The 15,016-nt window shown below is 74.0% G+C and carries 13 protein-coding genes; 9 read left to right on the forward strand and 4 right to left on the reverse strand.

All coding sequences use genetic code 11. The features are described from left to right. Positions 1 to 9: 9 nt before the first annotated feature. Positions 10 to 1,140 (reverse strand): glycine cleavage system aminomethyltransferase GcvT, encoded by a 1,131-nt coding sequence (gene gcvT / locus O7612_RS22275; protein ID WP_282267098.1) that lies wholly within the window; start codon positions 1,138 to 1,140, stop codon positions 10 to 12. Positions 1,141 to 1,304: 164 nt separating this feature from the next. Here gcvT and O7612_RS22280 point away from each other — a divergent pair, with 164 nt between their 5' ends. After that, entirely contained in the window at positions 1,305 to 2,876 is a 1,572-nt protein-coding gene (locus O7612_RS22280) for a leucyl aminopeptidase (RefSeq protein WP_282267100.1), read from the forward strand. Between the two features lie 123 nt (positions 2,877 to 2,999). Here O7612_RS22280 and O7612_RS22285 read toward each other — a convergent pair whose 3' ends face one another. After that, positions 3,000 to 3,329 (reverse strand): hypothetical protein, encoded by a 330-nt coding sequence (locus tag O7612_RS22285; protein WP_282267102.1) that lies wholly within the window; start codon positions 3,327 to 3,329, stop codon positions 3,000 to 3,002. 142 nt (positions 3,330 to 3,471) lie between these two features. Between O7612_RS22285 and lpdA the strand changes: the two genes are divergently transcribed. Next, positions 3,472 to 4,899 (forward strand): dihydrolipoyl dehydrogenase, encoded by a 1,428-nt coding sequence (gene lpdA, locus O7612_RS22290; RefSeq protein WP_282273997.1) that lies wholly within the window; start codon positions 3,472 to 3,474, stop codon positions 4,897 to 4,899. Between the two features lie 71 nt (positions 4,900 to 4,970). Next, a complete protein-coding gene (gene sucB / locus O7612_RS22295; protein ID WP_282267103.1) occupies positions 4,971 to 6,794 on the forward strand; it encodes a 2-oxoglutarate dehydrogenase, E2 component, dihydrolipoamide succinyltransferase in 1,824 nt (607 codons plus the stop codon). 115 nt (positions 6,795 to 6,909) lie between these two features. Here sucB and O7612_RS22300 read toward each other — a convergent pair whose 3' ends face one another. Continuing rightward, a complete protein-coding gene (locus tag O7612_RS22300) occupies positions 6,910 to 7,854 on the reverse strand; it encodes an SDR family NAD(P)-dependent oxidoreductase (protein ID WP_282273998.1) in 945 nt (314 codons plus the stop codon). A 181-nt stretch (positions 7,855 to 8,035) separates the two neighbouring features. On the opposite strand from O7612_RS22300, the gene O7612_RS22305 reads away from it, so the two are divergent. Further along, complete coding sequence (locus O7612_RS22305; RefSeq protein WP_282267105.1) at positions 8,036 to 8,641, forward strand: TetR/AcrR family transcriptional regulator; 606 nt, start codon at positions 8,036 to 8,038, stop codon at positions 8,639 to 8,641. Positions 8,642 to 9,399: 758 nt separating this feature from the next. Here O7612_RS22305 and O7612_RS22315 read toward each other — a convergent pair. Further along, entirely contained in the window at positions 9,400 to 9,780 is a 381-nt protein-coding gene (locus tag O7612_RS22315) for a MerR family transcriptional regulator (RefSeq protein ID WP_282267107.1), read from the reverse strand. Positions 9,781 to 9,826: 46 nt separating this feature from the next. On the opposite strand from O7612_RS22315, the gene O7612_RS22320 reads away from it, so the two are divergent. The 5 genes from O7612_RS22320 to O7612_RS22340 all read left to right on the forward strand — a co-directional run bounded on the left by O7612_RS22320 (position 9,827) and on the right by O7612_RS22340 (position 14,901). Beyond that, on the forward strand, positions 9,827 to 10,840 hold the full coding sequence (locus O7612_RS22320) for an aldo/keto reductase (RefSeq protein WP_282267109.1): 1,014 nt from the start codon (positions 9,827 to 9,829) through the stop codon (positions 10,838 to 10,840). Between the two features lie 122 nt (positions 10,841 to 10,962). Further along, positions 10,963 to 11,862: a TIGR01777 family oxidoreductase gene (locus O7612_RS22325; protein ID WP_282267111.1), complete on the forward strand. Its 900-nt coding sequence runs from the start codon at positions 10,963 to 10,965 to the stop codon at positions 11,860 to 11,862. Positions 11,863 to 11,959: 97 nt separating this feature from the next. After that, on the forward strand, positions 11,960 to 13,783 hold the full coding sequence (locus tag O7612_RS22330) for a DUF2079 domain-containing protein (RefSeq protein ID WP_282267113.1): 1,824 nt from the start codon (positions 11,960 to 11,962) through the stop codon (positions 13,781 to 13,783). A gap of 82 nt (positions 13,784 to 13,865) precedes the next feature. Continuing rightward, complete coding sequence (gene lipB / locus O7612_RS22335; RefSeq protein WP_282267115.1) at positions 13,866 to 14,504, forward strand: lipoyl(octanoyl) transferase LipB; 639 nt, start codon at positions 13,866 to 13,868, stop codon at positions 14,502 to 14,504. Between the two features lie 4 nt (positions 14,505 to 14,508). Then, positions 14,509 to 14,901: a VOC family protein gene (locus O7612_RS22340; RefSeq protein WP_282267117.1), complete on the forward strand. Its 393-nt coding sequence runs from the start codon at positions 14,509 to 14,511 to the stop codon at positions 14,899 to 14,901. Positions 14,902 to 15,016: the final 115 nt, after the last annotated feature.

Genomic DNA, 15,016 nt, shown 5'->3' on the forward strand with positions numbered 1-15,016 from the left:
GGGGGTGGGTCAGCGGACTGAGGGGGTGGTGAAGGGGGGACGGGTCACCCGCATCTGGGCGCGGCGGCCGCGGATGTCGACCTCGACGAGGGCGCCGTCGGCGAGTTTCGGGGTGGTGTCCAGCAGGGCCAGGGCGATGCCCTGCTTGCGGGTGGGGCTGAAGGTGCCGCTGGTGACCGTGCCGACCGGGGCGTCGCCGACGTACACGGTCATGCCGGCGCGCGGGATGGCCCGGTCGACGGCCTCCAGGCCGCGCAGCGTACGACGCGGGCCGGCGGTCTTCTCGGCGAGCAGCGCGTCACGGCCCCAGAAGGCCGGCTTGTCCCAGCCCACCGCCCAGCCGGACCGGCCCTGCACCGGGGTGATCTCCAGGGAGAGGTCCTGCCCGTGCAGCGGGTAGCCCATCTCGGTGCGCAGGGTGTCCCGCGCGCCCAGCCCGCAGGGCCGCAGCCCGACACCGGTGCCGGCGGCGAACAGCGCGTCCCACACCGCGACCGCGTGGTCGGCCGGGACCACCAGTTCGTAGCCCAGTTCGCCGGTGTACCCGGTCCGGCAGACGGTCAGCCCGGCGTCGGCCAGCGTCGCCGGGGAGAAGCTCATGTAGTCGTGCCCGGTGGGCAGGCCCAACGCGTCGAGCAGGTCGGCGGAGCGCGGACCCTGCACGGCCAGCACCGCGTACCGCTCGTGCTCGTCGGTGACCTCGACGCCGGCCGGTGCGGCGGCACGCAGCCGGCGGACCACCTCGGCGGTGTTCGCCGCGTTCGGGATGAGGAAGACGTGGTCGTCGGCGTACCGGTAGGCGATGATGTCGTCGACCACCCCGCCGGTGGCGTCGTCGCAGCAGAGCGTGTACTGCGCCCGGCCCGCGCCGATCCGGTCCAGGTCGTTGGTCAGGCAGGAGTTGACGAACCGGGCCGCGCCGGGGCCGCTCACCCGGGCCTTGCCCAGGTGCGAGACGTCGAAGACGCCGACCGCCGTCCGTACCGCCGTGTGCTCCTTGAGCACCCCGCCACCGGCGTACTCCAGCGGCATCTCCCAGCCCCCGAAGGGGGCGAACTTGGCGCCGAGCGCGGCGTGTCGCGCGTGCAGCGGGGAACGGCGCAGCCGGGTCGCGGCGGCGTCGGAGGTCACGTCCGTCATGGGTGGCAACTTACCGGTGGGTGCGCCGCTGGTTAGCATCGGCGGGGCCCGTCGGCACGTCGGCGGGACACACCCGCGTTCCGGCGGGGTAGGTTGCCGCCGGAGACCATCACACCGCCGGTACGCGACGACGCGGCCGGCCCGGCCCGCCCGGAGTAGCTTCAGTGACATCGTCCAGCACCACCCTCAGCCTGGTCGACACCGACCCCGCCGAACTCGCGGTCGACGCGGTCGTGATCGGCGTGCACAGCCAGACCACCGGCCCGGACGCCACGAGCGGCCCGACCGGCACCCTGCTGCTCGCCGACGGTGCGGAGAGCATCGCCGCCGCCTTCGACGGCAAACTGACCGAGACGCTCGCCCTGCTCGGCGCGACCGGCGGTCCCGGCGAGGTGATCAAGCTGGCCACGCTGGGCACCGTCACCGCGCCGCTGGTCGTGGCGGTCGGGCTGGGTCCGGAGCCGACCGGTGCCGCCCCCGGCCCGGAGACCCTGCGCCGGGCGGCCGGCGCGGCGGTCCGGGCCCTGGCCGGGGCGCCCCGGGTGGCGCTGAGCCTGCCGTTGCCGGACGACGCCGACGCCCCGGCCGCGCTCCGCGCGGTCGCCGAGGGCGCGCTGCTCGGCGGCTACCGGTTCGCCGGTTACAAGACCAAGCCGCAGCCGACCCGGCGGGAGCCGGTGGCCGAGGTGCTGATCGCCGTGCCGGACGCCGCCGACCCGACCGCCCGCGCCGAGGTCGACCGGGCCGTCGTGGTGGCCGGGGCGGTGCGGACCACCCGGGACTGGGTCAACACCGCGCCGAACGAGCTGCGGCCCCCGGCCTTCGCCGAGGCCGTGGCCACCGCCGCGCGGGCCGCCGGGCTCGACGTCGAGGTGCTGGACGAGGCGGAGCTGCGGGCCGGCGGGTACGGCGGCATCACCGCCGTCGGCCAGGGATCCGAGGCCCCGCCGCGCCTGGTCAAGCTGACCTGGACCCCGACGGGCGAGACCAACGGCAAGCGGGTCGCGCTGGTCGGCAAGGGCATCACCTTCGACACCGGCGGTATCTCGATCAAGTCGGCGCAGGGCATGTGGGAGATGAAGTCCGACATGGCCGGCGCGGCGGCCGTCGGCGCGGCGATGCTGGCCATCGCCGCGCTCAAGCCGTCGGTGACGGTGACCGGGTACCTGCCGATGGCGGAGAACATGCCGTCGGGCACCAGCTACCGGCCGGGTGACGTGGTCACCATGTTCAACGGCAAGCGGGTCGAGGTGCTCAACACCGACGCCGAGGGCCGGATGATCCTGGGTGACGCGATGGCCCGGGCCTGCGCCGACGGCACCGACTACCTGTTCGAGACCTCCACCCTCACCGGTGGGCAGGTGGTCGCGCTGGGCAAGCGGATCGCCGGGGTGATGGGCACCCCCGAGCTGTGCGAGCGGGTACGGGAGGCCGGCGACGCGGTCGGCGAGCCGGCCTGGCCGATGCCGCTGCCGGACGACGTACGCAAGGGCATGGACTCGGACGTCGCCGACATCTCGCAGGTCAACGCGGGGATGGACCGGGCCGGTCACATGCTCCAGGGCGGGGTGTTCCTGCGCGAGTTCGTCACCGACGGGGTGGCCTGGGCGCACATCGACATCGCCGGACCGAGCTACCACGTGGGCGAGCCCACCGGCTACTGGACCAAGGGCGGCACCGGTGTGCCGGTCCGCACCCTGCTGCAACTGGTCGAGGACGTCGCCACCAACGGCTGACGGCGGTGCGGCCCGCGGACGGGGTGCCCACCGGCATCCCGTCCGCGCCCGCCCGACCGGGGCGCGACGCCGGCCCCACCGAGACACGGCCCCGCGCGACCGGGGCGACGCCAGGCGGGGCAGTCAGAACAGTTCGGGCCGGCGTTTGCGGCGTTCGTTGTAGTCGCGCATCCGTTGCGGGTAGCCCATCAGCCGGACGTCGTAGATCGGGATGCCCAGGGCGTGCGCGAAGCGGCGGGCACCGTCCGGGCCGTCGATGCGCCGTCGGGTCCACTCGCCGTCGTCGGCGATCATGATGACGGTGGTCTCGGTCATCGTGGTCCGGGGTTCGAGGTACGCCTCGACACCCCGCCGGGTGCGCGCGAAGTCGGCCAGGTGGTCCAGGTCGGCCCGGTCGGCCGGCCGGTCCCGGTTGGCCGGGATCGGCGGTTTGCGTCGCCGGAACAGCGCCACCGGGCTTCTCCTCTCGCCCTGTCCATCATCGCCGACGGTGCCAAGAGTACGTGTCGGTGACGTGTCGTTGGGCACCTCGGTACGCGCTGCGGACGGGCAAGTGACAAGATGACCGAGGTGGGGTCTGCCCGTGCCGCCCCCCGTGACCCCCCGATGCAGCGAAGCGACCAGGGAGTTGGACGTGAGCGAGCCGAACGACGCAACCTTCGACATCGTCATTCTCGGAGGTGGCAGCGGCGGCTACGCGGCGGCGCTGCGTGCCGCCCAGCTTGACCTCTCCGTCGCGCTCGTCGAGAAGGGCAAGCTCGGCGGCACCTGCCTGCACAACGGCTGCATCCCGACGAAGGCACTGCTGCACGCGGCCGAGATCGCCGACCAGACCCGTGAGTCGGCGCAGTTCGGCGTCCAGGCCGAGCTGGTCGGCATCGACATGGCCGGGGTCAACGCGTACAAGGACGGGGTGATCTCCCGGCTGTACAAGGGTCTGCAGGGGCTGGTCGGCAGCAACAAGAACATCACCTTCGTGGCGGGCGCCGGCAAGCTGGTCGGCAGGAACGTCGTCGAGGTCGACGGCAAGCGGTACACCGGCCGCAACGTGATCCTGGCCTCCGGTTCGTACGCCAAGAGCCTGCCCGGCCTGGAGGTCGACGGTGAGCGGATCATCACCAGCGACCACGCGCTGACCCTGGACCGGGTTCCGGCGTCGGTGATCGTGCTGGGCGGCGGCGTGATCGGCGTCGAGTTCGCCAGCGTGTGGAAGTCCTTCGGGGTGGACGTGACCATCGTCGAGGCGCTGCCCCGGCTGGTGGCCGCCGAGGACGAGGAGTCGTCCAAGGCGCTGGAGCGGGCGTTCCGCAAGCGGAAGATCAACTTCAAGGTCGGCAAGCCGTTCGAGAAGGTCGAGAAGACCGAGAACGGCGTCAAGCTGACCATCGCCGGCGGCGAGACCGTCGAGGCCGAGCTGCTGCTGGTCGCCGTCGGCCGAGGGCCGAACACCGCCGACCTCGGCTACGAGCAGCAGGGCGTCAAGCTCGACCGGGGGTACGTGCTGACCGACGAGCGGCTGCGCACCGGCGTACCGAACGTCTACGCGGTCGGCGACATCGTGCCCGGCCTCCAGCTCGCCCACCGGGGCTTCGCCCAGGGCATCTTCGTCGCCGAGGAGATCGCCGGCCTGAACCCGGCCGTGATCGACGAGGCCGGCATCCCGCGCGTCACCTACTCCGACCCGGAGCTTGCGTCGGTGGGCCTGACCGAGGCGAAGGCCAAGGAGCAGTACGGCGACAAGGTCAAGGTCTACAACTACAACCTGGGCGGCAACGGCAAGAGCCAGATCCTCAAGACCGCCGGTTTCGTGAAGCTGGTCCGGGTCGAGGACGGCCCGGTGGTCGGCGTGCACATGGTCGGAGCCCGGGTCGGTGAGCTGATCGGCGAGGCGCAGCTCATCTACAACTGGGAGGCCTACCCGGCCGAGGTGGCGCAGCTCGTGCACGCCCACCCGACCCAGAACGAGGCCCTGGGCGAGGCGCACCTGGCCCTGGCCGGCAAGCCGCTGCACGCGCACGCCTGACCCACACTCATTCCGCGACGCCGGCGGCAAGCGGGCGAGGATCGCACCAGGCCACGAAGGAGTTTCAGAACATGCCGGTATCGGTCACCATGCCTCGGCTCGGCGAGAGCGTCACCGAGGGCACCGTCACCCGCTGGCTCAAGCAGGAGGGCGAGACCGTCGAGGTCGACGAGCCGCTGCTGGAGGTGTCGACCGACAAGGTGGACACCGAGATCCCGTCCCCCGCGGCGGGGGTGCTGAGCCGGATCGTGGTCGCTGAGGACGAGACCGCCGAGGTCGGCAGCGAGCTGGCCGTCATCTCCGGCGAGGGCGAGTCGGCCGGTTCGGACGCCCCCCAGGACGACGAGGCCGCCGAGCCGGAGCAGGCCGAGCCGGCCACCGAGCCGACGGCCGCGGCCGAGGGCACCGGCCCGGAGCCCGAGCAGAAGCAGGAGCAGCCGGCGGCGCAGGCCGCCCCGGCGTCCTCGGGCGAGGGCACCCCGGTGAAGATGCCGGCCCTGGGCGAGAGCGTCACCGAGGGCACCGTCACCCGCTGGCTCAAGCAGGTCGGCGAGACCGTCGAGGTCGACGAGCCGCTGCTGGAGGTGTCGACCGACAAGGTCGACACCGAGATCCCGTCGCCGGTCGCCGGCACCGTCCTGGAGATCAAGGTCCCCGAGGACGAGACCGCCGCCGTCGGTGCGGACCTGGCGGTCATCGGCACCGCGGGCGCCGCCCCGGCCGAATCGGAGCCGGAGCCGAAGGCCGAGGCGAAGCCGGAACCCGAGGCAGCGCCGGCCCCGAAGGCCGAGGCGAAGCCGGAGGTCAGCGAGCCCACCCCGGGTGCGGGGTACAACGAGCCGGCCGCCGAGGCCGAGTCGGCCGCCCAGCCGGCGAAGGCCGAGCAGGCCGCGCAGCCGGCCGCTCCCGCGGCCCGGCCGTCGGCCGCCCCCGCCCAGGGCGGCGGGGAGGTCCCCGGTTACGTGACCCCGCTGGTGCGCAAGCTGGCCAACGAGCACGGTGTCGACCTGGCGTCGGTCACCGGCACCGGGGTCGGTGGCCGGATCCGCAAGCAGGACGTGCTGGAGGCGGCGGAGAAGGCGAAGGCGGCCAAGGCGGCTCCGGCCCCCGCCGCGCAGCCGGCCGCCGGTGCGGCCCCGGCCGCACCGGCGGCGAAGCCGCAGCCGAGCGGCAAGCGGGGCAGCACCGAGAAGCTGACCCGGATCCGCAAGGCCATCGCCACCCGGCTGCAGGAGTCGCTGCACGAGATGGCGCAGCTCACCACGGTCATCGAGGTGGACGTCACCCGGATCGCCCGGCTGCGGGCGCAGGCGAAGGACTCGTTCCAGCAGCGGCACGGTGTGAAGCTGTCGTTCCTGCCGTTCTTCGCGCTGGCCGCCATCGAGGCTCTCCAGACGTACCCGGTCGTGAACGCCCGGATGGACCTCGACGCGGGCACCATCACCTACCCGGAGGCCGAGAACCTCGGCATCGCGGTGGACACCGAGCGGGGCCTGCTGACGCCGGTCATCCACAACGCCGGTGACCTCAACCTGGGCGGCATCGCCAAGCGGGTCGCGGATCTGGCCGAGCGCACCCGGACCAACAAGATCAGCCCGGACGAGATCGCCGGGGCGACCTTCACGCTGACCAACACCGGCAGCCGGGGCGCGCTATTCGACACCCCGATCGTGCCCTCACCGCAGTCGGCGATGCTCGGCACGGGTGCCGTGGTGAAGCGTCCGGTCGTGGTGAACGACCCGGACCTGGGTGAGGTCGTCGCGATCCGGTCGATGGTCTACCTGGCCCTGTCCTACGACCACCGGCTGATCGACGGCGCCGACGCGGCCCGGTTCCTGGTCGCGGTCAAGGAGCGGCTGGAGGGCGGCAACTTCGAGGCCGAGCTGGGCCTGTAACACCCCGTCTGCGAAGGCGCCCCGGTCGGTCGACCGGGGCGCCTCCGTCGTCACCGCGCCGGCCACCGGCACCCGGCGATCCGCCGGTGGTGGCCGGCACCGGGGCGGCGGCGGGTCAGCCGCGCAGGGTCTGCTCGGAGACCGTCCAGAGCCGCTCGGCGGCGGCCGGGTCGAGGGCGTACGCGGCGACGCCGGTGCGGGTGCCGGGCTGGTTCGGGGCGGCCTGCTGGCAGTCCTCGAAGTACCGGCCGCCGATCCCGTCGAGCAGCGGCGAGGTGGCGACCAGCACCGAGGTGGCGGCACCCTGTTCCACGGTCTTCCAGGTGGCCGCACCACCGCCACTGGCGGACCGCATCCGTTCCAGTTCCTCGGCGCTGACGTACCGCTGGAGGTTGGTCTGGATCGCGCCGGGCATCAGCGCGTTGCTGAGGATGCCGTCGTCGGCCCAGCGCCGGGTCGCCTCGACGGCGAAGAGCACGTTCGCGGTCTTCGACTGCCCGTACGCCTGCCACGGGTCGTAGGGGCGCTGCCGGAAGTGGATGTCGTCGAAGACCACCGGCGACCGGAGGTGTGCCGCCGAGCTGACCGAGACGATCCGGGCACCGTCGGCGGCGGCCAGGGCGCGGTGCAGTCCGGTGGCCAGCGCGAAGTGGCCGAGGTGGTTGGTGGCGAACTGCAACTCCCAGCCCTCGGCGGTGCGCCGCTCGGGAGACGCCATGATGCCGGCGTTGTCGATCAGCAGGTGCAGCGGCCCGTCCCAGGTGGCCACGAAGGCGGCCACCGACGCCTGGTCGGCGAGGTCGAGCGGGGCGACCAGCAGCCGGTCGTTGCCGGTCGTGGCGGTGATGTCCCGGGCGGCCCGCTGGCCGGCGTCGAGGTCCCGCACGGCCAGGGTGACGTCGGCCCCGCCGGCGGCGAGCGCGCGGGCGGTCTCCACGCCGATGCCCGAGGCGCCGCCGGTCACCACGGCGCGGCGGCCGGTGAGGTCGACGTCCCGGACCACCTCCAGGGCGGTGCTGCTGGCGTCGAAGGGCGTGCGGACTGGTGTGTTGGTGGTCATCATGATCCGTCCTTGTCCGGCGCGACGCGGGTCGGTCGGCCCGGCCGCTACGATGAGAAGCGGAGGCCCCTCCGTTACAGCTTCCGAGCCTAACCGGAGGTTCCTCCGTTTGCCAACCGGGCCACGCCGGACGGCCGTCGCCGGCCGGGACGCCCGCGCCGCACCAGACCCAGGAGACGACGTGCCGCACAACCGCCCCGGAGTCGACGCGCCGCAGCCCGCCCCCCGCCCGCTGCGCGCCGATGCGCTGCGCAACCGGCAGCGGCTGCTCGACACCGCCGTCCGGGCGTTCTCCCGGCAGGGGCCGGAGGTGACCCTGGAGGCGATCGCCCGCGACGCCGGGGTCGGCATCGGCACCCTCTACCGGCACTTCCCCACCCGGGAGGCCCTGGTCGAGGCGGCCTACCGCAGCGAGCTGGCCAAGCTGTGCGCCGCCGCCGACGAGCTGCTGGCCCGGCTGCCCGCCGCCGAGGCGACCCGGGCCTGGATGGACCACTTCGTCGACTACCTGGCCACCAAGCGGGGCATGGCCGACGCCCTGCGCCTGGTGGTCGCCGCCGGCACCAACCCGTACGCGCAGAGCCGGGACCTGCTGGTCGCCGCGCTGACCCGCCTGCTGACGGCCGGCGTCACCGCCGGCACGATCCGCCCGGACGTGGACCCCGGCGACGTGCTGGCCGGGCTCAGCGGGATGTCCCTGGCCGCCCAGGGGCCGGACCAGCGGGACCTCGCCGGCCGGCTGCTCGACCTGCTGATGGCCGGGCTGCGCCGGCACCCGGCCGACTGAGCCTGATCCCGGGGCGTGCCCGCCGGGCGGGCCGGCCACGCACGGGCGCACGGGGCCGCCCCGGCGGTCCCGTCGGCACGAGGAGGCCCCGATCAGCGGTCGGACGGCACGGCCGGGTGCGTCACCCTCGGGGTCGGACAGCGCGCCGGGCACGTCGTAGGATCGGTGCAGCGTCGCGGTGCACCCGGTAAGGAGACCGCCGAGGGCACGGAGGCGCGGGACAGCATGGGACACACGTGCACCCCGATTCCACCCCGACCGACCGCCTGACCGCGCTCGGCCACCAACTGGTAGAGATCCATCTCTGGCTGCTCGACGAGCTGGACCAGATCCGGGCCGCCCTCGACGCCGACCCGTCGACCGACACCGATTGCCCTCCCGGCACGGGTCGGCCCGCCGATGACGGGCCGCCGGCCGTCCAGGGTCGACGCGCTGCCGGTCCCGGGGACGATCGGTCGCCTCCCGGCGGCCGGCTGCGCCACCTGCGTACCCACTGTCTCAGCTTCTGCGCCGCGCTGACCCGGCACCACAGCGGCGAGGACGCGGGGGCGTTCCGGGTGCTCGCCGACGAGGCACCCGAGCTGCGGCCGGTGCTCGACCAGCTCAGCCGGGACCACCGCATGGTCGACTGGATCGTGCGGCGGATGGTGAACCCTCGGCGGGCGGGTGGAGGCGCACACGGACACCACCTGCCGCCCGGCCGGACCCGCCGTCGGCCAGGCACCCGGCCCCGCCGCCGGTGGACGCGACCGGGTCGGTCAGCGAACCGGGTTCGCCCCGGTGACGCCCTGGTAGAAGCGGATCTTCTCGCGCAGGTGGGCGTACTGGCGCTGGAGCAGCGTCATCTGCTCCTCGACCCGGGCGGCGTGTTGCTCCAGCAGCTCCTGGCGGGCGGCGACGGTGTGCTCGCCTTCGCGGGACAGCTCGGCGTAGCGGCACATCTCGGCGATCGGCATGCCGGTGTCGCGCAGGCAGCGGAAGATCACCAGCCAGCTCAGGTCGTCGTCGGTGAAGACCCGACGACCGCCGGAGGTGCGGCCGACGCCGCTGAGCAGGCCGATCTTCTCGTAGTAGCGGAGGGTGTCGAGGCTGAACCCGCTGCGCCGGGCGGCCTCCGAGGGCGAATACACGGACCGCATGCTACCGCTTGACCTGGAGCGCACTCCAGGTTCAACACTGGTCGGCATGACGACGACACGGACTCTGGGCCGCAGCGGAATCGAGGTCGGCGCGATCGGCATGGGGTGCTGGGCGATCGGCGGCCCGCTCTGGGGCGACGACGGTCAGCCGTACGGCTGGGGCGAGGTGGACGACGACGAGTCGGTCGCCACCATCCACCAGGCCCTCGACCTGGGCGTCACGCTCTTCGACACGGCCAGCAACTACGGGGCCGGGCACAGCGAGCGGGTGCTCGGCCGGGCGCTCGCCGGCCGGCGGGACCGGGCGGTGATCGTCACCAAGTTCGGCAACCGCAGCGACGAGGCGACCCGGCGGGCGCTGGGTGTCGACGCCGACCCGGCGTACGCGGTGGCCAGCCTGGAGGGATCGCTGCGCCGGCTCGGCACCGATCACGTCGACCTCTACCTGCTGCACCTCAACGACCTGGCGGCGTCCGCCGCGCTCGACCTGGTCGACACCCTGGAGGGCCTGGTCGACCAGGGCAAGATCCGGGGGTACGGCTGGAGCACCGACGACCCGGCGTCGGCGCGGGCGTTCGCCGAGGCGGGGCCGCACTGCGTCGCCGTCGAACACGACGAGTCGGTGCTCAACGACAACCCGCAGGTGCTCGCGGTCTGCGACACGTTCGACCTGGCCAGCCTCAACCGGGGGCCGCTGGCGATGGGCCTGCTCACCGGGGCCACCCGCACGCCGGGGGCGGACGACGTACGGGGGCGGGCACCGCAGTGGCTGGTGTGGTTCCGCGACGGCCGCCCCAGCCCCGAGTGGTCGGCCCGGGTGGCGGCGGTCCGGGAGGCGTTGACCTCGGACGGCCGCACGCTCGCCCAGGGGGCGTTGGGCTGGCTGCTCGCCCGCAGCCCCCGGACGGTGCCGATCCCCGGCTGCCGGACGGTGGCACAGGCCCGGGAGAACTTCGCCACCCTCACCCTCGGCCCACTACCGGCGGACGCGTTCGCCGAGGTGGAGCGCCTCCTCGCCGACCTACGTCCCGTCCCCACCAGTGACGCGGGCACCCGGTAGGTCCCCGACCCTCCCGCCTTCCCCGGCGTCCCACCCACCCGAGCCGGCCGGCGAGGGGTGGTGAAGGGGGGTCGGGGGCGGTCGGCGCATCCGATGGGGGGCGCGTAGCCGAAGATGGGGGTATGCGGATCCTGATGGGCGGCGCGTCCGGTTTTCTCGGCACCCGGTTGGTCGATCGTCTCACCGACGAGGGGCACCAGGTCGTCCGGCTGGTCCGGCGGTCGCCGCGTACCCCCGACGAACAGCGGTGGAACCCGGCGGCGGGGCAGCTCGACCCGGCCGTGGTGGCCGGGGCCGACGCGGTGGTCAACCTGGCCGGGGCCGGGGTCGGCGACAAACGGTGGACCGACGACTACCGCAGGGTGATCCGGTCCAGCCGGGTGGACAGCACCACCACGCTGGCCGTCACGATCGCCGGGCTGCCGGCGGCGGACCGCCCCGGGGTGCTGCTGAACTCCTCCGCGGTCGGCTGGTACGGCGACACCGGCGACCGGGTGGTCGAGGAGGACGCCCCGGCGGGCGAGGGGTTCCTCGCCGACGTGTGCCGGGTCTGGGAGGCGGCGACCCGGCCCGCCGAGGACGCCGGGGTGCGGGTGGTACGGCTGCGGACCGGCCTCCCGCTGCACCGCGACGGGGGGCTGCTCAAGCCGCAGATGCTGCCGTTCAAGCTCGGCGTCGCCGGCAGGCTGGGCAGCGGTCGGCAGTGGCTGCCGTGGATCTCGCTGCGGGACTGGTTGGACGCCGTGGTGTTCCTGTTGACCGCCGGGGAGGTCGCCGGCGCGGTCAACGTGGTCGGCCCGAACCCGGTCACCAACGCCGAGTTCACCCGGGAGTTCGCCCGCCAGCTGCACCGGCCGGCTGTCGTCCCGATCCCGGCGGTGGCCCTGAAGGTCGCCCTGGGCGGCTTCGCCCAGGAGGCGCTGACCAGCACCCGGGTCGTGCCCGCCGTGCTCACCCGGGCCGGTTTCACCTGGACCCACCCCGAGCTGCCCGCCGCCCTGCACGCCGCCCTGACCGACTGAGCCGGGGGCGGTCGCCCGGCGACCCGAGGGCGTCCGCCCGGCGACGGGTCCGCGGGTCCGGCCGGCGGGTCCGGTTCCGGTTGGTAACGTCCGCTCCGTGCCGACCTCTCCGACCCTGGCCGCCGACCAGCCGCCCACCGCCGCACCGGGCACCCGTCGGGGTCGACGGGCCGACCTGATCGTGGTGATCGTCGCGGTGGTGCTGGCGGTCTGGGTCACCAGCGGGCTGTGGCGCGACCCGGACCAGCGGGCGATCACCGTGAACTCCAGCGACCAGGCGTTGTTCGAGTGGCTGCTCGCCTTCGGCGGACACGCCGTCACCCACGGGGAGAACCCGCTCTTCACCCACCTGCTCAACGTGCCGGACGGGGTGAACCTCGCCGTCAACACCTCGATCACCGTGTACGCGGTGGTCTTCGCGCCGTTGACGTACCTGATCGGACCACCGGCGACGTTCCTGGTGATCCTCACCCTCAACCTGGCCGCCACCGCGCTGGCCTGGTACTGGCTGCTCTCCCGGCGGCTAGTCGCCAGCCGGCTCGCGGCGGGCGTCGGGGCGCTGTCCATCGCCTTCTCCCCCGGCATGGTCGCGCACGCCAACGCGCACCTGAACTGGACCGCCGGCTGGCTGGTGCCGCTGCTGGTGTCGGCGGTGTTCGCGCTGGGTCGACCCGGGCGCTGGCGGCGGGGCGGCCTGCTGCTCGGCCTGCTGGTCGCGGTGGCCTTCTCGATCGCCGCCGAGGGGCTGTTCTTCACCGCCCTGGCGATCGCCGTCTTCCTCGCCGTCTGGGCGCTGCACCCGGCCCGGCGGGCCGAGGCCCGCGCCGCGCTGCCGGACTTCCTGCGCGGGCTGGCGGTGACCGCGCTGGTCGCCGGGGTACTGCTGGCGTACCCGCTGTGGCTGCACTTCGCCGGGCCGCAGCGCTTCCACGGCACCGGCTTCGACCCGGTCGTCCACTCGGAGGACATCGCCGCGTTCGGGGCGTACCCGAGCCGGTCGCTGGCCGGGGCCGCCGGGCTGGACACCACGCTGGCGCCCAACCCGACCGAGGAGAACAGTTTCTTCGGGCTGCCGCTGCTGCTGCTCACCGTGGTCTGCTTCGGGTGGCTGTGGCATCGGGCCAGTCCCGGCCGGCGGGCGACGCTGACCGCGCTCGGGGTGACCGCCGTGGTCTTCGCGGTGCTCTCCTGGGGGCCGGTGGCGCAGTGGAACGGGCGGCGCACCGGGCAGCTGCTGCCCTTCGGGGCGCTGGACGACCTGCCGGTGGTCAACGCCGCCCTGCCGTCCCGGCTGGCCCTGGTGGTCGCCCCGGTGATCGGGGTGCTGCTGGCGTACGCGGTCGACCGGCTGCGCACGACGCCACCGGGCCGGCCGGCGGCCTGGGCGTGGGGGGTGGGCTTCGCGGCGGCCCTGCTGCCGCTGCTGCCCACCCCGCTGCTGACCAGCGTCCGCCCGCCGGTGCCGGAGTTCGTCACCGCCGGCACCTGGCGGCAGTACGTCTCACCGGGCGGGGTGCTCACCCCGATCCCGCTGACCCTGGACGTCACCCCCGACGGCCAGCGCTGGCAGGCGTACGCCCTGGCCCACCGGCAGGGTGAGTTCCGGCTGCCCGCCGGCTTCTTCCTCGGCCCCGGCGGCCCCGACGGACGGGGCCGGATCGGCCCGCCGCCGCGCACCTTCGACACCCTGATGGACCAGGCCGGCCGGACCGGGCTGGTGCCGATCGTCACCGAGGGCAGCATCCGTCTGTCCCGGGCCGACCTGCGGTACTGGGGGGTGGAGGCGGTCGTCCTCCCCGACGAGGTGCACGGCGCCAAGTACGACCTGGACGAGGACGCGCTGCGTCGTACCGCCACCGCGCTGCTCGGCGAGCCCCGCCGGGTGGACGACGTCTGGCTCTGGACCGTCCCCGCTGCCTGACCGGCCGCCTGCGCGGGTCACGCAGGGTGGCGCGACGAGGCTCACGGGGCGGGACACGGGCGGACGGCGTTAGGCTCGCACGGTGAGCGTGACGACTTCCGGGGTGACCACCGTCCGGGCGGGGGTGGTCGACTACCCGACCGCGTGGGACGAGCAACGTCGGCTGCACGCGGAGGTGGTGGCCGGCGAGCAGGGCGACACGGTGCTGCTGTTGGAGCACCCGAGCGTCTACACCGCGGGCAAGCGCACCGAGCCCTGGGACCGGCCGATGGACGGTACCCCGGTGGTCGACGTCGACCGGGGCGGCAAGATCACCTGGCACGGCCCGGGGCAGCTCGTCGGGTATCCCATCGTCCGGCTGCCCGACCCGGTCGACGTGGTCGCCTACGTCCGCCGCACCGAGCAGTTGCTGATCGACGTCTGCGCCGAGTTCGGGCTGACCGCCGGCCGGGTCGAGGGGCGTAGCGGCGTATGGGTGCCCGACGACGACCGGGGGCCGGCCCGCAAGGTGGCCGCCATCGGCATCCGGGTCGCCCGGGGCGTCACCCAGCACGGCTTCGCGATCAACTGCGACTGCGACCTGTCGTACTACGACCGGATCGTGGCCTGCGGCATCGCCGACGCCGGCACCACCTCGCTCACCGCCGAACTGGGCCGCCCCGTGACGGTGGCCGAGGTCCTGCCCGTGGTGGAGCGGCACCTGCCCACCCTGCTCGGCTGAGCCGGTGCGGATCGACCTCGTCACCCTCGTCGTCGCCGACTACGACCCGGCCATCGCGTTCTTCACCGGGATTCTCGGCTTCGAGCTGGTCGAGGACGCGCCCTCGCTGACCAACGGCGGCCGCCCGAAGCGGTGGGTGGTGGTCCGTCCGCCCGGCGCGCAGACCGGCATCCTGCTGGCCCGCGCCGACGGCGAGCGGCAGGACGCGGCGGTCGGTGACCAGGTCGCCCGCCGGGTCGGTTTCTTCCTCCGGGTCGACGACTTCGACGCCGTCCACCGACGGATGGTCGACGCCGGCGTGGAGTTCGTGACGCCTCCGCGCACCGAACCGTACGGTCGGGTGGCCGTATTCCGGGACATCGCCGGCAACCGCTGGGACCTGCTCGGACCGGCCTGACCCCGCGATCCCCGCCGCTCCCGTTGCGCCGTCGGGCCGCCGCCGATCCACCGGCACCGTATCCGCCACGCTGCCGCCCAGCGCCGTCGGCCGCAGCACCTCCCAATCCGCTACG

The sequence above is a fragment of the Micromonospora sp. WMMD987 genome (assembly GCF_029581435.1).
Taxonomy (GTDB): Bacteria; Actinomycetota; Actinomycetes; order Mycobacteriales; family Micromonosporaceae; genus Micromonospora; species Micromonospora rifamycinica.